Origin of the sequence: Brachybacterium sp. UNK5269, assembly GCF_049266655.1 — a bacterium.
In the GTDB taxonomy this organism is placed as follows: domain Bacteria; phylum Actinomycetota; class Actinomycetes; order Actinomycetales; family Dermabacteraceae; genus Brachybacterium.
On the sequence record NZ_CP184883.1, the window covers coordinates 1,521,595 to 1,541,808 of the forward strand.

General features: G+C 71.4%; 15 protein-coding genes and 1 pseudogene. 11 read left to right on the top strand and 5 right to left on the bottom strand.

Annotated features, from left to right (window positions below; genetic code table 11):
* The first annotated feature begins 34 nt into the window (after window positions 1-34).
* A pseudogene (locus ACOJUI_RS07035) lies at window positions 35-2,442 on the top strand (RelA/SpoT family protein).
* Between the two features lie 12 nt (window positions 2,443-2,454).
* On the opposite strand, the gene ACOJUI_RS07040 reads toward ACOJUI_RS07035, so the two are convergent.
* Window positions 2,455-3,099 (bottom strand): hypothetical protein, encoded by a 645-nt coding sequence (locus ACOJUI_RS07040; RefSeq protein WP_422117347.1) that lies wholly within the window; start codon window positions 3,097-3,099, stop codon window positions 2,455-2,457.
* A gap of 109 nt (window positions 3,100-3,208) precedes the next feature.
* On the bottom strand, window positions 3,209-4,897 hold the full coding sequence (locus ACOJUI_RS07045) for a DUF349 domain-containing protein (protein ID WP_422117348.1): 1,689 nt from the start codon (window positions 4,895-4,897) through the stop codon (window positions 3,209-3,211).
* A gap of 223 nt (window positions 4,898-5,120) precedes the next feature.
* On the opposite strand from ACOJUI_RS07045, the gene hisS reads away from it, so the two are divergent.
* Window positions 5,121-6,503, top strand: a complete 1,383-nt coding sequence (hisS, locus tag ACOJUI_RS07050; protein WP_422117349.1) for a histidine--tRNA ligase — start codon at window positions 5,121-5,123, stop codon at window positions 6,501-6,503.
* Between the two features lie 85 nt (window positions 6,504-6,588).
* A complete protein-coding gene (gene trxA, locus ACOJUI_RS07055; RefSeq protein WP_422117350.1) occupies window positions 6,589-6,966 on the top strand; it encodes a thioredoxin in 378 nt (125 codons plus the stop codon).
* A 107-nt stretch (window positions 6,967-7,073) separates the two neighbouring features.
* Here the strand turns inward: trxA and ACOJUI_RS07060 are convergent, their stop codons facing one another.
* Window positions 7,074-8,699 (bottom strand): DEAD/DEAH box helicase, encoded by a 1,626-nt coding sequence (locus ACOJUI_RS07060; protein WP_422117351.1) that lies wholly within the window; start codon window positions 8,697-8,699, stop codon window positions 7,074-7,076.
* A gap of 543 nt (window positions 8,700-9,242) precedes the next feature.
* Here ACOJUI_RS07060 and aspS point away from each other — a divergent pair.
* Window positions 9,243-11,051, top strand: coding sequence for an aspartate--tRNA ligase (aspS, locus tag ACOJUI_RS07065; RefSeq protein ID WP_422117352.1), 1,809 nt, complete (start codon window positions 9,243-9,245; stop codon window positions 11,049-11,051).
* A gap of 77 nt (window positions 11,052-11,128) precedes the next feature.
* Here the strand turns inward: aspS and ACOJUI_RS07070 are convergent, their stop codons facing one another.
* Window positions 11,129-11,722: a DUF3043 domain-containing protein gene (locus tag ACOJUI_RS07070; RefSeq protein WP_422117353.1), complete on the bottom strand. Its 594-nt coding sequence runs from the start codon at window positions 11,720-11,722 to the stop codon at window positions 11,129-11,131.
* Window positions 11,723-11,823: 101 nt separating this feature from the next.
* Here ACOJUI_RS07070 and ACOJUI_RS07075 point away from each other — a divergent pair, with 101 nt between their 5' ends.
* From ACOJUI_RS07075 to ACOJUI_RS07105, 7 genes are all read left to right on the top strand, one after another.
* The gene (locus ACOJUI_RS07075) at window positions 11,824-13,239 is read left to right on the top strand and encodes a dipeptidase (RefSeq protein ID WP_422117354.1); all 1,416 of its coding nucleotides are present in this window, start codon (window positions 11,824-11,826) and stop codon (window positions 13,237-13,239) included.
* Complete coding sequence (locus ACOJUI_RS07080) at window positions 13,236-13,505, top strand: hypothetical protein (protein WP_422117355.1); 270 nt, start codon at window positions 13,236-13,238, stop codon at window positions 13,503-13,505. Before ACOJUI_RS07075 ends, ACOJUI_RS07080 begins: the two co-directional genes overlap by 4 nt.
* A gap of 90 nt (window positions 13,506-13,595) precedes the next feature.
* Window positions 13,596-13,955, top strand: coding sequence for an iron-sulfur cluster insertion protein ErpA (erpA, locus tag ACOJUI_RS07085; protein ID WP_422117356.1), 360 nt, complete (start codon window positions 13,596-13,598; stop codon window positions 13,953-13,955).
* 362 nt (window positions 13,956-14,317) lie between these two features.
* Window positions 14,318-15,247 carry a cytochrome c oxidase subunit II gene (coxB, locus tag ACOJUI_RS07090; RefSeq protein WP_422117357.1) on the top strand — a complete coding sequence of 310 codons (930 nt, stop codon included), beginning with the start codon at window positions 14,318-14,320 and terminating at the stop codon, window positions 15,245-15,247.
* Window positions 15,244-16,956 carry a cytochrome c oxidase subunit I gene (gene ctaD, locus ACOJUI_RS07095; RefSeq protein WP_422117358.1) on the top strand — a complete coding sequence of 571 codons (1,713 nt, stop codon included), beginning with the start codon at window positions 15,244-15,246 and terminating at the stop codon, window positions 16,954-16,956. The genes coxB and ctaD overlap by 4 nt, the downstream gene beginning before the upstream one ends.
* A 1-nt stretch (window position 16,957) precedes the next feature.
* Window positions 16,958-17,374: a cytochrome c oxidase subunit 4 gene (locus ACOJUI_RS07100; RefSeq protein WP_422117359.1), complete on the top strand. Its 417-nt coding sequence runs from the start codon at window positions 16,958-16,960 to the stop codon at window positions 17,372-17,374.
* Window positions 17,375-18,109: 735 nt separating this feature from the next.
* Window positions 18,110-18,385: a hypothetical protein gene (locus ACOJUI_RS07105; protein ID WP_422117360.1), complete on the top strand. Its 276-nt coding sequence runs from the start codon at window positions 18,110-18,112 to the stop codon at window positions 18,383-18,385.
* Between the two features lie 148 nt (window positions 18,386-18,533).
* Here ACOJUI_RS07105 and ACOJUI_RS07110 read toward each other — a convergent pair whose 3' ends face one another.
* Complete coding sequence (locus ACOJUI_RS07110; protein WP_422117361.1) at window positions 18,534-20,213, bottom strand: cytochrome b; 1,680 nt, start codon at window positions 20,211-20,213, stop codon at window positions 18,534-18,536.
* Window position 20,214 lies beyond the last annotated feature (1 nt).

Below are 20,214 nucleotides of genomic sequence, written 5' to 3' on the forward strand. Positions count from 1 at the left end.
GCGTAGACTGGTGGGGTCGAGCCAGGAGGTGTGCATGCAGGAGCGGTCCGCATCCGAGCCCGCCGGGGCCGATGTCGTCCCGGCCGGCGCCGACCGGACGGCGCCCGTGGCCTCCCGGACGGCGTCCGGCTCCGCGACGACGCCCCGGATGCCCCGCCCCCGGCGCTCCTTCTTCTCCTCCCGCTCCGGCACCGCCGTGGACCCGCTGGTGGTCCCGCTGCTGCAGACGATGGCGGCGGTCAGCCCCAAGGAGAACCTGGACCTGGTCCGGCGCGCCTACGCCGTCGCCGAGCGCGCGCACCGCGGCCAGACCCGCCGCAGCGGCGACCCCTACATCACGCATCCGGTCTCGGTGGCCACCATCCTGGCCGAGCTCGGCTCCCCGGCGGACGTGGTCGCCGCCGCTCTGCTGCACGACACCGTCGAGGACACCGACTACTCGCTGGAGCGCCTGCGCGCTGAGTTCGGCGAGGTGATCGCCGTGATGGTCGACGGCGTCACCAAGCTCGACAAGGTGACCTACGGCGAGGCCGCGCAGGCCGAGACCGTACGCAAGATGATCGTGGCGATGAGCCGCGACGTGCGGGTGCTGCTGATCAAGCTCGCGGACCGCCTGCACAATGCGCGCACCTGGAAGTACGTCCCCGCCGCCTCGGCCGAGCGGAAGGCGAAGGAGACCCTCGAGATCTACGCCCCGCTCGCGCACCGCCTGGGCCTGAACACCATGAAGTGGGAGCTGGAGGACCGCTCCTTCCAGGTGCTCTACCCCAAGGTGTACGAGGAGATCGTCTCCCTGGTCGCCCAGCACGCCCCCGCCCGCGAGCAGTACCTGGGGACCGTCACCTCCCAGATCGACGACGACCTGAAGAAGGCGCGGATCAAGGCCGAGGTGACGGGCCGGCCCAAGCACTACTACTCGATCTACCAGAAGATGATCGTGCGCGGCCGCGACTTCTCCGACATCTACGACCTGGTCGGGGTGCGGGTGCTGGTGGACTCCGTGCGCGACTGCTACGGCGTGCTGGGCACCCTGCACGCCCGCTGGTCGCCGGTGCAGGGCCGCTTCAAGGACTACATCGCGCTGCCGAAGTTCAACCTCTACCAGTCGCTGCACACCACGGTGATCGGACCCACCGGCAAGCCGGTGGAGATCCAGATCCGCACCCGCGAGATGCACCGCCGCGCGGAGTACGGCGTCGCCGCGCACTGGAAGTACAAGGCGATGGCCGGCGCCCAGAACGGTGCCGACGCGAAGCCGATCGCCAACGACGCGGCCTGGCTGCGCCAGCTGATGGACTGGCAGAAGGAGACCACGGACTCGGGGGAGTTCCTGGACTCGCTGCGCTTCGAGATCAACACGCAGGAGGTGTACGTCTTCACGCCCAAGGGGGACGTGCTGGCCCTGCCCCAGGGCTCCACCCCGGTGGACTTCGCCTACTCCGTGCACACCGAGGTGGGACACCGCACCATCGGCGCGCGGGTCAACGGACGCCTGGTCTCCCTGGAGTCGGCCCTCGCGACCGGCGACGTGGTCGAGGTGTTCACCTCGAAGTCGCAGGACGCGGGCCCGAGCCGCGACTGGCTGGGCTTCGTGAAGTCCCCCGCGCGCGCAGCAAGATCCGGCAGTGGTTCTCGAAGGAGCGTCGCGAGGAGGCGCTCGAGAAGGGCAAGGACGATCTGGCCAAGGCGCTGCGGCGCCAGGACATGCCGATGCGTCGTCTGCTCACCCACGACACCCTGGCCACGATCGCCTCCGACCTGAACCTGCCCTCGGTGGACGCGCTGTACACCTCGATCGGCGAGGGCCACACCGGGGTGCAGCACGTGGTCGAGAAGCTGCGCGCCTCCTTCGGCGGCTCCGACGGGGCCGAGGAGGACCTGGCGGAGATGACCCTGCCCTCCAAGGTGCGACCGCGGGCCGGCCGCTCCGAGCGGCACGCCGCCGAGACCGATCAGGGCGTCGTCGTCGACGGGCATGCGGACCTCTGGGTGAAGCTGGCCAAGTGCTGCGCCCCGGTGCCCGGCGACCCCATCATCGGCTTCGTCACCCGCGGCTCCGGCATCTCGGTGCACCACTCCACCTGCTCCAACGCCCAGCAGCTGCAGGAGCAGCAGCCCGACCGGATGGTCTCGGTCGCCTGGTCCGGCCGGTACAGCACCGCCTACCTGGTGCACATCAAGGTCGAGGCCCTGGACCGGCCCCGGCTGCTCACGGACCTCGCGCTGGTCATCTCGGAGCAGCAGGTCAACCTGCAGTCCGCCTCCGCCCAGTCGGACTCCGACCGGCTGGCCACCACCTTCTTCTCCTTCGAGCTCGCCGATCCCACGCATCTGCAGGCGGTCCTCACGCAGGTGCGACGGGTCGAGGGCGTGTACGACGTCTACCGGGTCACCGCCGACGGCAAGCCGGTGGGCGCCGCGGCGCCCCTGACCGTGAGCTGAACCGCCCGGTCCTCACGCGGTGTCGACCAGCGCTCCCAGCACCTCCTCGAGCCGTCCCCGGGCCGCGTGCGCGCCGGGGTGGCGCCACAGCCCCTGCAGGTGCCGACGGATCTGCGGCGCCGGCGCATGGCCGTCGAGCACCAGCGCGGCCAGCGCGGGCCCGGCCACGCTCATCGGGGAGAACCGCAGCAGGTCCACCGCGGTGCGGACCGGCACGGTCACCGGGGCCCCGCCGATGGTCTCGACCTCGTCGGGCCGCAGCCGCGCATGCCGCAGCACCACCCCGGCCCGGTCACCGCGGTGGGCGGGGGAGAGCAGCTCGGCCGGTGACGGCGGCACCCCGCCCAGCACCACCCACGCCGCCGAGGGGCCCGCGATGACGTGATGGGACTGCAGGCCACCGCCGAGCGCGCAGCCGAGGGCGAGGGCCCGGCCCACGGCGGTGCCCAGCACGTCCGGCGGCAGGAAGATGCCGGGAAGGATCCGCACCAGGATGCCGTCGGCGACCATGGACTGCGCGCTCGGGGTCTCCGCCCAGCGCTCCAGGCTCGCCCCCACCGGTACGGCCAGCTCGGCGGCGTGCCGCGACCAGGCCGCGCACAGGCCGATCGACGCCGCCCGCGGCGGCGGGGGATCCGGGAGGGGGGAGCGTTCCATGCCCCGACTCTGACCGGGCGGCCCGGGCAGCGCAAACGCCCCGCCTGTCGCTGTGGACAGACGGGGCGGTGGAGGGAGGATACCCCCGGGGCCGGGGGATCGCTCGCGGTCAGCCCAGGTCGCGCGCCGAGCGCTCGATCACCGCGAGCCATTCCCGGCGCGCCTCGAGGGCGGCCTCCGCCTCGGCGATCCGCTTCGGATCGCCGCCGGCCCGGGCCTTGTCGAGGGCCTCCTCGTACGAGGCGATCGCCGACTGCAGCTGGGAGGACGCCCCGTCCACCCGGGCCCGGGTGCGCGGGTCGCTGCGCCGCCACTCCTCCTGCTCCGCGTCCTTGACCGCGCGCTCCACGGCGCGCAGGCGATCATCGATGCGGCGCATGTCGGCACGGGGGACCTTGCCGGCCTCCTCCCAGCGGTCCTGGACCGAGCGCAGCGCCTGCTTGGCGGCGTCGAGGTCCTTCGCGGGGTCGATCGCCTCGGCCTCGGCCAGCAGCGCCTGCTTGACCTCGAGGTTCGCGCGCTGCTCGGCCTCGGTCTCGTGGAGGTCGGCGTTGCGGGCCGCGAAGAACCGGTCCTGGGCGGCCTTGAACCGCTTCCACTGGGCGTCGTCCTTCTTCCGGCTGCCGCGCGGGGCGCTGCGCCACTGGTCCATCAGGTCCTTGAAGGCGCGGACCGTGGGGCCCCAGTCGGTCGAATCCTGCATCGCCTCGGCGCGCGTGATCAGCTCCTCGCGGATCGCGGCCGCCTCGGTGTGCTTCTCGTCGAGCTGGGCGAAGAACTGCTTGCGCATGCGGTCGAAGGTGGCGCGGGCCGTGGAGAGCCGCTTCCACAGCGCCTCCTCGGTGCGTCGGTCCAGCGAGACGTCCTCGGACTGCATCTGCTTCCAGGTGGGCACCATCTGGCGCATGGTCTCCCCGGCGCTCTTCCAGGAGAGCTGCTCCGGGTCGGTGGCCACCAGCGCCTCGATCGACTCCACGAACTCGGTGCGCCGGCGGATCGCGGCCTCACGGCCCTCCGCGCGCTGGGCCTCGAGCGCCCGGATCTTCTCCTTGGCCTGCTCGCGCAGCTCGTTCGCCCGCGCCCGCAGCGCCGGGACGTCCCCGACCACCTGCGGCTCCTTCATGTTCTTGCGCAGGTTCTCCAGCAGGCGGTTCAGCTCGTTCTGGGTGTGCTCGGGGGCGCTGAGGGTGGCGGCGGTGTGGTCCAGGAAGGCGACCAGGTCGAGGTAGGCGCGGGCGAAGGGCTCGAGCGCGGCGTCGTGGTCGGCCTCCGTGGTGGAGCCGAGCGTGCGCACCTGGGTGCCGTCCTGGACGGTGATGGTGCCGTCCTCGGCGACGGCGCCGAAGGCCTTCGCGGCCGCGATCTGCTCGGGGTCGTACTCGGCGACCGGAGGCGCCACCGGCAGCAGGGCGGCGGTGGGCTTCTTCCCGGCCAGCGCCGCCGGCGAGGGGATGCCGGGCCGGGGCGCCGGAGCGCTCGGACGGGCCGCGGCGGCGGGCTCGGCCTCGGCCGACGGCTCCTCGGGCGGAGCCGCTGGCGCAGCCTCCGCATCGACCGCGGCCGACGGCTCCTCGGCGGCCTCGGTCTGCGACGGCGCGGCCTCGGGTGCCCCCGGGTCCGCCGACTCCGGGCCGGCGGCCTCCTGGGGGGCGGCCTCCTGCGCGGCGACCTCCGCCGGCGGCTCGGGGGCCGCGGCGGGCTGGGTCGACGAGGACTGATCAGGCATCTGATCGGTGGCCGGCACAGGGGTCTGCTCGGCGGGGTTCGACGCGGGGACGGGAGTCTCGGACTCGCTCACGATTGAGCTCCTTCGAAGGGATCCGCTGCAGGCGGGGACGGGCCGCCGCGTTCGGCGGCCGGGCGGGCACGGGCGGCCCCGGGGGACCGGGGCGCACCACTCACGGAACTCTACAGTGACCGGTGCATCCCATCCGACCCGGTCCCGCTCCCGATGCGGGAGCGGGACCGGGGGATAATGGGAGCTTCGATCCCACCCACCATCCGCGAAGGAAGTGCGCCGCATGGCGAAGACCGCGAAGAACTCCGGCCTCTCGGGATTCCCCGAGTGGCTCCCCGCCGAGCGCCTCGTCGAGCAGCACGTGATCGACACCTTCCGCGAGGTCGCCGAGCTGCACGGGTTCTCCGGCATCGAGACGCGGGCCGTCGAGCCGCTCAGCCAGCTGCTGCGCAAGGGCGAGATCGACAAGGAGGTCTACGTGCTGCGCCGCCTGCACGCCGAGGCCGGTGACGACGAGGCCGTGGATCCCTCCCGCACCCTCGGGCTGCACTTCGACCTCACCGTGCCGCTGGCCCGGTACGTCCTCGAGCACCAGAACGATCTCGCCTTCCCGCTGCGCCGCTTCCAGATCCAGAAGGTGTGGCGCGGCGAGCGCCCCCAGGACGGCCGCTTCCGCGAGTTCTACCAGGCCGACCTCGACGTGGTCGGGCAGGACACCCTGCCCGGGCACATCGAGGCCGAGGTCGCCGTGGTGATGGCCGAGATCCTCGCCCGCCTGCCGCTGCCCTCCTTCACGATCCACGCCAACACCCGTCGGCTCTCCGAGGGCTTCTTCGGCGCGCTCGGCCTGAAGGACCACGCCGCGGTGCTTCGCATCCTCGACAAGCTCCCGAAGATCGGCGCCGACGCGGTGCGCACGGCCCTGGCGGCGGAGGCGGGCGCGACCGCCGAGCAGGCGCAGGCCTGCCTGGACTTCGCCTCGATCCGCACCCGGGACGGCTCCTTCGCCGCGCGGGTGCGCGAGCTCGGCGGCAGCGGCGAGATGGTCGAGCAGGGCATCGCCGAGCTGACCGCGGTCCTCGAACGGGTCGAGGCCGCGGTGCCCGGCGTCATCATGGCCGACCTCTCCATCGCCCGCGGCCTGGACTACTACACCGGCACCGTCTTCGAGACCTTCGTGACCGGCCACGAGTCGCTGGGCTCGGTCTGCTCCGGCGGGCGCTACGACTCGCTGGCCGCCGACAACCGCCACACCTACCCGGGCGTCGGCCTGTCCATCGGCCTGTCGCGGCTGGTCTCCCGGATGCTCTCGGCGGATCTGGCCCGGGCCTCGCGGGCGGTGCCCACCTGTGTGCTGGTCTCGGTGGCCGACGAGGCGCAGCGCCCCCTCAGCGACGCCGTCGCGCGGAGCCTGCGCGGTCGCGGGATCCCCTGCGAGGTGGCCCCGAGCGCCGCGAAGTTCGGCAAGCAGATCCGCTACGCCGATCGCCGTGGCATCCCCTTCATCTGGTTCCCGGCCACCGACGGCGCGGCCGACGAGGTCAAGGACATCCGCAGCGGCGAGCAGCGAGCGGCGGACGCCGGGAGCTGGGAGCCGCCCGCCCCGGACCGCACCGTGCGCATCCTCGCGCCCGCCGGGCCCGGGAGCGCCGAGGACGCCTCCTGAGGGAGCGGGACCTGCCCGCGCCGTGAGCTGGAGCACACGGTGCGGGCGAGGGAATGATCCCGCGCGTCGCGGCGTTCGAGGGGACATGGCTACTCTCACGCTGACCACCGAGAATCACGACACGACCGTCGAGGACGGCATCGTCCTGATCGACTTCTGGGCGGGCTGGTGCGTTCCGTGCCAGCGCTTCGCCCCCATCTTCGAGCAGTCCTCCGAGACCCACGAGGACGTCACCTTCGCCAAGGTCGACACCGAGGACCAGCAGGAGCTGGCGATGCGCTACGGCGTCACCTCGATCCCGACCCTGGTGGCCTACCGCGAGGGCATCCCGGTCTTCTCCCAGGCCGGCGCGCTGCCGCAGTCCGCGCTCGAGGACCTCATCGGCCAGGTGAAGAACCTGGACATGGACGAGGTCCGCAAGGCCTACGCCGAGGCGCAGCAGCAGGGCGACCAGCCCTCCTGAGGCCCCCGCCGACGCGTCCGCGCTGACGCGTCCCGACGACGAAGGACCCCGCCACCGTTCCCGGTGGCGGGGTCCTTCGTCCTGCGGGGGCCGCAGCCCCGCGGGGCTCAGCCCTCGCGGCGGAAGCTGCGGCGATCGCCGTCGTCGCGGCGGGGACGGTCGTCGCGTCGGAAGGGACGCTCGCCGTCGCGGCGCGGGGCCCGGGCGCCGCGCGGTCCGCTGTCCGGGCCGATGCGCAGCTCGCGACCGCCCACCCGCGCCCGGGAGATGCGGTCCATCTGCTCCTGGCTCAGCGAGCCGCGGATCTGGACCAGCGAGAAGCTCGGGAAGATCTGGATCTTGCCGATGTCCTTGCCGTGCAGGCCGCCCTCGCCGGTGATGGCGCCGACGATGCCCGGCGGCCGGGCGCCGTGGGTGTGGCCCACGGCGACCTTGTAGGAGGTGTAGCCGCGCTCGGTCTGAGCGGCCTCGCCGCGGGGAGCGCGGTCGCGGTCGCCGCGGGCGCGGTCGTCGCCGCTCGAGAGGGTCGCCCCGCTGAACTCCTCCTCCTCGGTGGCGGTGCCGGGACCGTCGTCGCCGACGGTCATCGCCCCCAGCACGGCGGCGAGCTCGAGCGGGTCGATCTCCTTCTCCGCGACGAACTCGGCGATCAGCTCGCGGTACAGCTCGAGGCGACCGCGCTCGATCCGCTCGGGGACCTTGGTGAGCAGGGAGGCCAGGCGGTGCTTGGAGACGTCCCGCGGGGACGGGATGACCGCCTCCTCGAGCGTCTGCTTGGTGACGCGCTCGATGTTCTTCAGCGCGCGCCGCTCATGGGGGCCGATGAAGGTCAGCGCCTCGCCGGAGCGGCCCGCGCGGCCGGTGCGACCGACGCGGTGGACATAGGCCTCGGGCTCGCGCGGGACGTCGAAGTTCACGACCAGCCCGATGCGCTCCACGTCCAGGCCGCGGGCGGCCACGTCGGTGGCGACCAGCACCTGCAGGGAGCCGTCACGGAGCCGCTCGACGATCTTCTCGCGGTCCTTCTGGGGCACGTCACCGCTGATCGAGGCCGCGATCAGGCCGCGGGCGATGAGGGCGGAGCCGACCTCCTCGGCCGCGGCGCGGGTGCGCACGAAGACGATCGCCGCCTCCGCCTCGGAGGTCGCCAGCACCCGGGCCAGGGCCCCGGTGCGGTGGCGGAAGGGCACCACGGCGTAGGTCTGGTGGACGCTCTTGACCGTGGAGGCCTGGCGGCTCACGCTCACCTGGACCGGATCCTTCATATGGGTCTGCGCGACCCGCTGGATGGCCGAGGGCATCGTCGCGGAGAACAGCGCGACCTGCCGGCTGGCGGGGGAGTGCGAGAGGATCTCCTCGACGTCCTCCGCGAAGCCCATCCGCAGCATCTCGTCGGCCTCGTCGAGGACCGCGAAGCGGATGGTGTCCAGGCGCAGATTGGTGCGCTTCATGTGGTCCATCACGCGTCCGGGGGTGCCGACGACGACCTGGGCGCCGCGGGCGAGGGCGCGCTCCTGCGGGCCGTAGGGGGAGCCGCCGTACAGGGCGATCACGTCGAGACCGCCGATGGCGGTGGCGAAGGAGGAGATCGCGTCGGCGACCTGCATCGCGAGCTCACGGGTGGGGGCCAGCACCAGGCCCTGCACCTCGCGCAGCGAGGGGTCGATCGCGGCCAGCAGCGGCAGACCGAAGGCGGCGGTCTTGCCGGTGCCGGTCTGGGCGACGCCGATCACGTCGCGGCCCTCGAGCAGCGGCGGGATCGCCTGCGCCTGGATCGCGGAGGGGGTGGTGAAGCCGAGCTCGTCGACCGCGCGTCGCAGCGAGGCGGGCAGATCGATGTCGTCGAAGCTGGGGCCGGCCGGCGCGGCGGTGTCCGCGGCGAGGTCCGGGTCCGCTGCGAGGGAGGGATCGACGGCAAGGGGGTTTCAGTCATGGTGTCCTTCGACAGTCAGGGGTGAACATGCCCCAACGTGTCGCAGGGCGTGAGTGCCCATACATGCAGGGCGGGGGTGCCCATGCATCTCGCGCGACGAGGATCATGCGGTGGCACGATGCGGCTCGGGCGAGTTCGGGCGGAACGGACCTGCGAGGCGATGCCGCAGGTCGGACAGACCCCGAGTCTACGGGCGGCAGCGCTCCCGCGACAGTGCCGCGGTGGCGAGATCGCTCACCCCGGGCGGTAGGCTGGGCAATCCCCGCGACCTCGAGCGGCGGCCCCCGCGGCGCCCCGACGCGCGGTGGAGCCATGACCGCCGACCCCTTGAGAAGGACACCCCGTGCTGCGCACCCATTTCGCCGGTGAGCTCCGACCGGAGCACATCGGACAGACCGTCACCCTCACCGGCTGGATCGGCCGCCGCCGTGACCACGGCGGCGTGACGTTCCTCGATCTGCGCGACGCCAGCGGCGTCTCCCAGGTGGTCGTGCGCGAGGACGAGGCGATGCACCTGCGCAGCGAGTACGTGCTGAAGGTCGTCGGCACCGTGGACCGCCGCCCCGCCGGCAACGAGAACCCGCAGCTGCCCACCGGCGACATCGAGGTGACCGCCACCGAGGTCGAGGTGCTCAGCGCCTCCGCGCCGCTGCCGTTCCAGCTCGATGCGCACACCGAGGTCGGCGAGGAGACGCGCCTGCGCTACCGCTACCTCGACCTGCGCCGGCAGGGCCCGGCCGCCGCGATGCGCCTGCGCTCCGAGGTCAACCGCGCCGCGCGCGACACCCTGCTGGACCAGGGCTTCATCGAGGTCGAGACCCCGACCCTGACCCGCTCGACCCCCGAGGGCGCCCGCGACTTCCTGGTCCCGGCCCGGCTCGCCCCCGGCTCCTGGTACGCGCTGCCGCAGTCGCCCCAGCTGTTCAAGCAGCTGCTGATGGTCGGCGGCATCGAGAAGTACTTCCAGCTGGCCCGCTGCTACCGCGACGAGGACTTCCGCGCCGACCGCCAGCCCGAGTTCACCCAGCTCGACGTCGAGATGAGCTTCGCGGACCAGGAGGACGTGATCGCGCTGGCCGAGCAGATCCTCACCGCGGTCTGGGCCCGCGGCGGGCACGAGATCCGGGCGCCGTTCCCGCGGATCACCTACGCCGAGTCGATGCGCCGCTTCGGCTCCGACAAGCCGGACCTGCGCTTCGACCTCGAGCTGGTCGAGATGACCGACTACTTCGCCGCCACCCCGTTCCGGGTGTTCCAGGCGCCCTACGTCGGCGCGATCGTGATGGCCGGCGGCGCCTCCCAGCCCCGCCGTCAGCTCGACGCCTGGCAGGAGTGGGCCAAGCAGCGCGGCGCCAAGGGCCTGGCCTACGTGCTGGTCCAGGAGGACGGCAGCCTGACCGGTCCGGTCTCCAAGAACATCTCCGAGGCGGAGAAGGCCGGTCTGTGCGAGGCGACCGGCGCGGCCCCCGGTGACTGCGTGTTCTTCGCCGCGGGGGACGCGAAGTCCTCCCGCGCCCTGCTCGGCGCCGCCCGGGACCGGATCGCCGAGCGCCTGGGCCTGATCGACCACGACGCCTTCGCCTTCGTGTGGGTCGTGGACGCGCCCATGTTCGAGCCCGCCGCCGATGCCCGCGCGGCCGGTGACGTCGCCGTCGGCGAAGGGGCCTGGACCGCGGTCCACCACGCCTTCACCTCCCCCAAGCCCGAGTTCATGGACACCTTCGACACCGATCCGGGGTCCGCGCTGGCCTACGCCTACGACATCGTCTGCAACGGCAACGAGATCGGTGGCGGCTCCATCCGCATCCACGACCAGTCGGTGCAGCGGCGGGTGTTCTCGGTGATGGGGATCGGTGCGGAGGAGGCGCAGGAGAAGTTCGGCTTCCTGCTGGACGCCTTCCAGTTCGGCGCCCCGCCCCACGGCGGCATCGCCTTCGGCTGGGACCGGATCGTGGCCCTGCTGGCGGGCGAGGACTCGATCCGCGAGGTGATCGCCTTCCCCAAGACCGGCAACGGCTACGACCCGCTGACCGCGGCGCCCGCGGAGATCACGCCGCAGCAGCGCAAGGAGGCCGGGGTCGACGCGAAGCCCGTCCCCCGCGGCGGCGCGGCAGCGCAGGCGAGCGGGAGCGCTGCGGAGACCGGCGCCTGACCGCACCTGGGGCAGGAACGAGCACGGCCGACGCGATCGCTCGCGTCGGCCGTGCTCGTCTGCTGGGGGAGGTGCGCTCAGCGGGGCTGCTCGCCGTGCTTGATCTGGGCGCGGGGGAGGCGGAAGCGACGGATCTGGATCGCCCGCATGATGCCGTAGCCGACCAGTCCGCGCTCGACGTCGCCGAAGCGCGTCGTCAGCAGGGTCCGCAGCTTCTTGCGCAGGATGAACGCATCGATGACGCACAGCAGGATCCCGCCCCACAGGATGACGATCATCCCGGTGCTCATGGCGGTGTAGAGGTCCGGGCGGAACAGCGGCAGCAGCAGCGCGACCAGCATGAAGACCAGCGCCACGGGGAAGAAGTACTCGGCGATGTTGCGGCGGGAGTCCACGACGTCGCGCACGAAGCGGCGCTCGGGTCCGCGGTGCTGGAGCGGCATCTTCTTCTCGTCGCCGCTCATCAGCGCCTGCTGGGCCTCCATCCGCTCCTGGCTGGCCCGCTCCCGGTCCCGCCGACGCGCCTCCTTGCGGTCGTCGACCACCAGCGGCCGACGACGCGCCGCCTCGGCCTCCTTGCGGGTGCGAGTGGGTCGCCCCTTGCTGCCGGGGCGCGCGGGCTCGGGAGCAGGCGCAGGGGGTTCGGGGGTCTCGGACTTACGGAAGATCACCCGGGCAGTCTAGGCGCTGCCCGCTGGGATCTGTCCGGGACGCCGGGTGAGATCGCTTGCCCGGCGGCGCCCGGTGCGCCCGCGGCGGTACGGTGACGAGCATGAGCACTCATGACCTCACGTCCGAGAACCCGCAGGGCACCGGCGACGCCGGTGAGATCGAGGAGCTGCGGGCGCGGCTCGAGGAGCTGCTGCCGACGGCCGTCGAGGACCTCAAGTCCCTGGTGCGGATCCCGTCGATCGCCTTCGAGGGCTACGACCCGGCACCGGTGCGACGCAGCGCCGAGGCCGTCGCCGAGCTCCTGCGCGGAGCGGGGATGGCCGAGGTGGGCATCGAGTCCGTCGCGGGCGGCAGCCCCGCCGTGATCGGCCGCAGCCCGGCCGCTCCGGGCCGGCCGACCGTGCTGCTGTACGCCCACCACGACGTCCAGCCCACCGGCGAGACCTCGCACTGGACCTCGCCGCCCTTTGAGCCCGTCGAGCGCGAGGGCCGGCTCTACGGCCGCGGCGCCGCCGACGACAAGGCGGGCGTGATGGCGCACGTCACCGCGCTGCGCCTGGTGGGGGAGGAGCTCGCCGCGGACGGGATCGGGGTCACGGTCTTCGTCGAGGGCGAGGAGGAGGCCGGGTCCCCGACCTTCCGCCCCTTCATCGAAGCCCACCGCGAGGCGCTCGCGGCCGATCTGATCATCGTCGCCGACTCCGCGAACTGGGCCGTCGGCACCCCCGCCCTGACCACCAGCCTGCGCGGCCTCGTCGACCTGGTGATCGAGGTGCGGGCGCTGGACCACGCCGTCCACTCCGGACTGTTCGGCGGCCCGGTGCTCGATGCGCTGACCCAGCTCTCCCGCCTGCTGGCGACCCTGCACGACGAGCGCGGCGAGGTCGCCGTCGAGGGACTGGTGCGCGCACCGGATCCGACGGTGCGGATGGAGGAGGCGGACTACCGCCGCGACGCCGGGGTCCCGCAGGATCTGGAGCTCTCCGGCAGCGGCCCCCTCGCCGCGCAGCTCTGGACGCGACCGGCGCTCTCCGTGATCGGCATCGACGCCCCCAGCGTGCGCGAGGCCTCCAACACGCTGGTGCCCGTGGCCCGGGCGAAGGTCTCGCTGCGGATCCCGCCCGGTGAGAGCCCCGAGTCGGCGATGGTGGCGCTGGTCTCCCATCTGGAGCGCCACACCCCCGCCACCGCCCAGGTCACGATCCATCGCGGCGAGCAGGGCCGTCCCTACAGCGCCCGACAGACGTCCCCCGCCATGGACCTCGCCCGTCAGGCCTTCGCCCGCGCCTGGGGCACCCCGGCCGTCGACACCGGCCTGGGCGGCTCGATCCCGTTCATCGCGGACCTGCTCGAGGTGTTCCCGGAGGCCGAGGTGCTGGTCACCGGGGTCGAGGACCCCGAATCCCGGGCCCACGGCATCGACGAGTCCCTCCACCTCGGGGAGTTCGCCCGGGTGTGCCTGGCCGAGGCGCTGCTGCTGCGCGGCGCCGGCACTCTGGGCGGCCTGCGCGCATGAGCTCCCCGGACCGGCGCCCGAGCCCGACCAGCCCCACCGTCTCCCCGCTGATGATCCCCCTCCTCTTCCTGACCCTCCTGATCGGCTTCTTCGCCGGGTACTTCCTGCTGGGGTGGGGACTGCTCGTCGTCGCGGCCGTCCTCGTCCTGGCGGTCTCGATGGTGCTGAGCGGGAGGAGCCGCGACGGAGCCACCGGTGCCGTCGTCGGCATCCTCCTCGGCTACGGGGCTTTCGTCCTGCTGGCGCTCTTCCGCGGCCTGCAATGAGGACCGACGGGTATGGCGCACCTCGCCCCCTGCCCCTTTTCCCGGCCCCGAGGCGTATCCTGACGCCACACGAGTTTCGAGGAGGACCTCATGACCACGCCCACCACCGAGCGCCCCGCCAAGGCGCATGACGTCACCCTCACGCCCGGCGCGGCGCAGAAGGTCAGCACGCTGCTGGAGCAGGAGGGCCGCGACGACCTGCGGCTGCGGATCGCCGTCCAGCCCGGTGGCTGCTCCGGCCTGATCTACCAGCTGTACTTCGACGAGCGGATGATGGACAACGACCTGGTCGCCGACTTCGACGGCGTCGAGGTGATCGTCGACAAGATGAGCAGCCCGTACCTCACCGGCGCCGTCATCGACTTCGCCGACACCATCGAGAAGCAGGGCTTCACGATCGACAACCCCAACGCGCAGAGCTCCTGCGCCTGCGGCGACTCCTTCGGCTGAGCCGCCCCCGCCCTGCGGTGACGGGTCCGCCCCGGTGACGATCTCGTCACCAGGGCGGACCCGTTTCCTGTGGGCCCCCGTGTGACTGCCGCTACGTGCAGATCACGGACCGATCACGGAGGGTGCGCAGCGCCCTGACCGGGCGGGTCGCAGTGGTCTCACCGCAGCGGGAAAGCCGTATGATGACGGAGTGCCGTCAAGTGGCGGGCCCCCGGCCCGCCATGGTCTTCCCCCGGGAAGGCGCGGCACTGTGGGCATGTCCCGCCCACTTCAGTACCAGCTCCGGGCCCCCGGAGCCGCTCCGAGCAGCACCGCTCGGACGGCGACGAGGACCGGAGACGACGAGCGGAAGGTCATCCCCTGTGATCCCCCAGGTTCCCCAGCGCACCCGGCGCGGACGCCGCGCAGCCGCAGCAGGTCTCGCCCTGGCCACACTGGTCCTCGCCGGTTGCACCCAGGCGCAGCAGCGCGGCTTCATGCCCGGACCGGCGGACGGCGTGGAGGTCACCAACCAGACCGAGCGCATCACGAGCCTCTGGACCGGGGCCTGGCTGGTGCTGGTCCTGGTGGGCCTGATCGTGTGGGGTCTGAGCATCTGGTGCGCGATCGCCTACCGCCGCCGCAAGAACGACACCGGCTTCCCCATCCAGCTGCGCTACCACGTGCCGCTCGAGCTGATGTTCACGCTCGTGCCGGTGGTCATGGTGCTCACCTTCTTCTACTTCACCGCTCGCGACACCCATGAGATCGAGTACATGGCCGAGCCGGACTACACGGTGAACATCGTCGGCAAGCAGTGGAGCTGGGACTTCAACTACGTCGACGACAACGTCCACGAGCCCGCCGGGATCCAGTCCTTCGCCACCGGTGAGCCCGGCGCCGCGGAGATGCTGCCGGTGCTCTACCTGCCCGTCGACCAGACCGTCGAGTTCCGACTGGACTCGCGCGATGTCGCCCATTCCTTCTGGGTCGTCGACTTCCTGTACAAGAAGGACATGCTCCCCGGCTTCACCAACACGTTCCAGGTCACCCCGACCAGGGAGGGGACGTACGCCGGCAAGTGCGCCGAGCTGTGCGGCGAGTACCACTCCGACATGCTCTTCAACGTGGAGGTCGTCTCCCAGGAGGAGTTCGACGCCCATATGCAGGATCTGCGCGATCAGGGCTACGAGGGCCAGCTCGGCGTGGAACTGAACCGCAACCAGCAGGAGTGGAGCATGCGCGAGGAGAACGACGACCTCTACCCGCACCCGCGCCAGGAATCCGCCGAGAACGAGGGAGCTAACGAGTGAGCACCGAGACCACCGCCGTGCCGAGGTCCTCGGCACCCGCGCGGTTCCAGGAGACCGGACGCACCGGCCTCGGCCGGAAGTTCTTCGATCTCCTGACCACCACCGATCACAAGCTGATCGGCAAGATGTACATGGGCATGGCCTTCGCGTTCTTCGCGTTCGGCGGCCTGCTCGCGCTCGGCATCCGCGCCGAGCTGTGGGAGCCCGGACTGCAGGTCGTGGTCTCCAAGGACCAGTACAACCAGCTGTTCACGATGCACGGCACGATCATGCTGCTGATGTTCGGCACCCCGCTGTTCAACGGCTTCGCCAACTACCTGGTGCCGCTGCAGATCGGCGCCGTCGACATGGCGTTCCCGCGCCTGAACATGTTCGCCTTCTGGCTGACCCTGTTCGGCTCGCTGATCGTCGTGGCCGGCTTCCTCACCCCGCAGGGCGCCGCCTCCTTCGGCTGGTTCGCCTATGCGCCGCTGTCGGACACCACGTTCTCGCCCGGCCTGGGTGGTGATCTGTGGGTCTTCGGCCTCGCCCTGCAGGGCTTCGGCACCATCCTGGGCTCGGTCAACTTCATCACCACCATCCTGTGCATGCGCATGCCCGGCATGACCATGTTCCGGATGCCGATCTTCACCTGGAACACGCTGATCACGGCCGTGCTGGTGCTGATGGCCTTCCCGCCGCTGGCCTCCGCCCTGCTCGCGCTCGGCGCCGACCGCCGCTTCGAGGCGAACATCTTCGATCCCGCCAACGGCGGGCCGATCCTGTGGCAGCACCTGTTCTGGTTCTTCGGCCACCCCGAGGTCTACGTGCTCGCGCTGCCGTTCTTCGGCATCGCCTCGGAGATCATCCCCGCCTTCTCCCGCAAGCCGATCTTCGGGTACAAGACCCTGGTCGGCGCGACGATCTCGATCGCGGCGCTGTCGGTGACGGTGTGGGCGCACCACATGTACACCACCGGCGCGGTGATGCTGGACTTCTTCGCCTTCATGACGATGCTCATCGCCGTGCCGACGGGCGTGAAGTTCTTCAACTGGATCGGCACCATGTGGCGGGGGTCGCTGACCTTCGAGACGCCGATGCTGTTCACGCTCGGCTTCCTCACCACCTTCCTCTTCGGCGGTCTGACCGGCGTCATCCTGTCCTCGCCGGTGCTGGACTTCCACATCTCCGACACCTACTTCGTCGTCGCCCACTTCCACTACGTGATGGCCGGCACGGTGGTCTTCGAGATGTTCGCCGGGTTCTACTTCTGGTGGCCGAAGATGTTCGGCTACAAGCTCAGCGAGGGGATCGGCAAGGTCCACTTCTGGCTGCTGACCATCGGCTTCCACATGACGTTCCTGATCCAGCACTGGCTGGGCGTGGCCGGCGCACCCCGCCGCTACGTCAACTACCTCGCTGAGGACGGCTTCTGGTGGATGAACCAGATCTCGACCGTCGGAGCGTTCATCATGGGCGCCTCCACCCTGCCCTTCCTCCTGAACGTGGTGCTGACCCACATGAAGGGCAAGAAGGTCGAGGTCGACGATCCGTGGGGCTACGGAGCCTCCCTGGAGTGGGCGACCTCCTGCCCGCCGCCGCGTCACAACTTCCACTCGCTGCCCCGCGTCCGGTCCGAGCGACCTGCCTTCGATCTCCATCACCCGGAGGTCGCGCTGCAGGATCACATGCTCGCCGAGGAACCCGCCGAGAACCCGAGGACCAACTGACATGAGAGCACTCGCACGGATTTTCTGGATCCTGACGGTCTTCTTCCTGATCGTCGCGATCGCCTACGGACTGATCACCGGGTTCTTCGAGCCCCGTGGCGTCGAGCCGGTCGGCTTCCCGGCGCTGCTCGCGCTCACCGGCCTCGCGCTGATGATCGCCATGGTCGCCTCGCTGACGGTGCGCAAGAACGACCTCGGGGCCTCCGACGAGCTCGACGGCGAGACCAGCGACGACGCCGGCGTCCAGGGCAGCTTCTCGCCCTACAGCTGGGCGCCCCTCTGGGCCGCGCTCGGTGCGGCGCTGTGCTTCCTCGGCGTCGCCGCCGGCTGGTGGATCTTCGCCTTCGGCGTCATCTTCGCCGTCTACGGCGTGCTGCACTGGGTGCTCGAGTTCTCCGTGGGACAGCACGCGCACTGACCCCCTGATCTCCGACGGTCCCGCGACCGTCGAGAAACGACCACGATGCTCGGCCGGGATCACCCGGCCGAGCATCGTCGCGTCCGGGGGCGATCACGCAGGGGGGATGGGGCCGCCCGCCTGCCGGGCACCGTGCGGGGCGCTCGGGCGCCGGCCCTCACGCCCCCGCCAGCCTCGCGCCCGGTGTGGGCCCTCCTCGCGCCTGGCCGCCGACGGGCGGCAGAGGCGCTGTGAGGCACGGGGCCCGGGAAGGAACCGCTTCCGGCATCGGGACGTGCCGCGACGGGCTCTGAGGGGCCGCTGCGCTCCGATCGGGCGGAACGTGGCGGTGCTGGGAACCGGACCTGCCGGTGCGCATGTCGTGCCCGCCGCCCTCGAGGCCGCCCGCCCCGCGATCGCCCAGCGATCGGTTCGGGGAGCACGCATGCCCGCAGATCCTGGGCGCAGGATGGAGAAGCGGCTGCGCCACGGGCGGTCCGGCACGAACGGGCCACGCTGAGCCCGGGAACAGTCATAGAGATCCGTGTCGGTCAATACAGCCATATATGGGTGTGTGCCTGGCCGGCTGGACGGCGGCCCGGCGTGGCGAGCGGGGCAGCGCGGAGGCGAGCCCCCACCGTCCCCTCCGCCTCCTGACGCCCTCCGTCGCGGTGCTAGCGTGAGCGCACCAGCCGCAGGCGCCCAGGGGCGGTTCCCGCCCGGCCGTGCGGCCTCCAGCGAGGAACGGGGACGGCGATGATGATCGGTGGCGGCAACACGGCAGCCCGGGCCGAGCGGGAGATCCGCGCGCGATTCGCCGAGGACGACGCCCTCGAGCGCGGTGTCGACTGGGCCCGGGAGGTGCTGTCCCGCGCCGGCGCGGACCCCGGGCGTCGGCCCCTGCGCTCCGTGCGCGTGCTCCGGAGGGAGGACCCGCGGCTGAGCCTGGTCGCCGCGCGCTACCTGGTGGACGCCGCTGCCGGGCGCCCTCCCCGGCGAGGAGCGCGGAGGCTCAACCCCCACCTCGAGTGAGGGCGGACTGCCGCACCACCGGGCAGGGGAGCGGCCCGCCGGGCTGGGAGCGGTCGGCGGGAGCAGTCGAGTGCCGGAGACGACGATGGGCCCCGAGGATCATCCTCGGGGCCCATCGTCGCGGTGCGGCGCCGCGCTCTGCAGGAGCTCAGTGGGTCGCCTGCTCGGCGGGGGTGCGGTAGTCGCCGCCGGTGACCTCGTCGATCACGTGCTTCTCGTGGAGGCCGTGCTCGTGCGCCGCACGGAGCTCGGCCGGCGTGATCGGCTCGATCCGATCCTTGAAGAAGAAGCTGGTCGCCATCGCGCGCAGCGAGGAGACGCCCTTGCCGGCCTTCAGGGGTCGGTAGTCGTCGTGCTGGACGAGCACCCAGCGCTCGTACTCGTTCAGCGGCGTGTGGATCTCGATCATGTTGCCGGTCTCGGTGCGCACGATCCGCGAGGACTCCTCGCCGTGCAGCGCCAGATCGCGGCGGTGGCGCTGGACCGACAGACACAGCCGCTTGGTGACGTAGAACGCCAGCACCGGGACCACGAAGATGCCGATCCGGAAGGCCCATGTCAGGTCGTTGATCGACAGGTCCAGGGCGATCGCTATCAGGTCGTTGGTCGCGGCCAGGGCCAGGATCAGATAGACCATGATCCAGGCGACGCCGAGACCCGTGCGCACCGGGGTGTTGTACGGCAGGTCCAGGACGTGGTGCTCGCGATCGTCACCGGTGACCCAGGCCTCGAGGAACGGGTACAGGGCCAGGAAGCCCAGCAGCGCGCCGTAGACCGCGAAGGGGATCAGCATGTTCAGCGAGATCACGTAGCCGAAGATCGTGAACTCCCAGCCCGGCATCAGGCGCAGGCCGCCGTCCGTCCAGAGCATGTACCAGTCGGGCTGGGACCCGGCGGACACGGGGGAGGGGTCGTAGGGCCCGTAGACCCACACCGCGTTGATCGAGGTGGTCGCCGAGATCAGCGTGATGATGCCGAACACCAGGAAGAAGAACCCGCCGGCCTTCGCGGTGTACACCGGCAGCACCGGGAAGCCGACCACGTTGCGCTCGGTGCGACCGGGGCCGGGGTACTGGGTGTGCTTGTGCAGCACCACCATCACCAGGTGGATGCCGATCAGGGCGAGGATGGCCGCCGGCACCAGCAGGATGTGGATCGTGAACAGGCGCGGGATGATGTCGGTGCCCGGGAACTCGCCGCCGAACAGCAGCATCGAGAGGTAGGTGCCGACGATCGGGAAGGCCTTCATCAGGCCGTCGATCACGCGCAGGCCGTTGCCCGAGAGCACGTCGTCGGGCAGGGAGTAGCCGGTGAAGCCGGCCACCATGCCCAGGACCATCAGGGAGAAGCCGACGAGCCAGTTCAGCTCGCGGGGCTTGCGGAAGGCACCGGTGAAGAACACGCGGAACATGTGCACGAAGATCGCGACCATGAACACGAGCGCGGACCAGTGGTGCATCTGCCGGAACAGCAGCCCGCCCTTGACCTCGAAGGAGATCTCCAGGGTCGACTCGAACGCGCGCGACATGGCCAGGCCCTGCATCGCTTCGTACGGGCCGTTGTAGACGACCTCCTCCATGGAGGGGTCGAAGAACATGGTCAGGAAGGTGCCCGAGATCAGCAGGATGACGAAGCTGTACAGCGCCACCTCGCCGAACATGAAGGACCAGTGGTCGGGGAAGACCTTGCGGGCGAAGAACTTCACCAGGCCGCCGCCGGTGAGGCGCTGGTCCAGCCAGTCGCCGCCCACCGCGCCGAGCTTGTACACGCGAGAAGAGCTCGCGTCGTCGGACGTCCGCTTCCGGGTGCCGGGAGTCGTGGTCGTCATG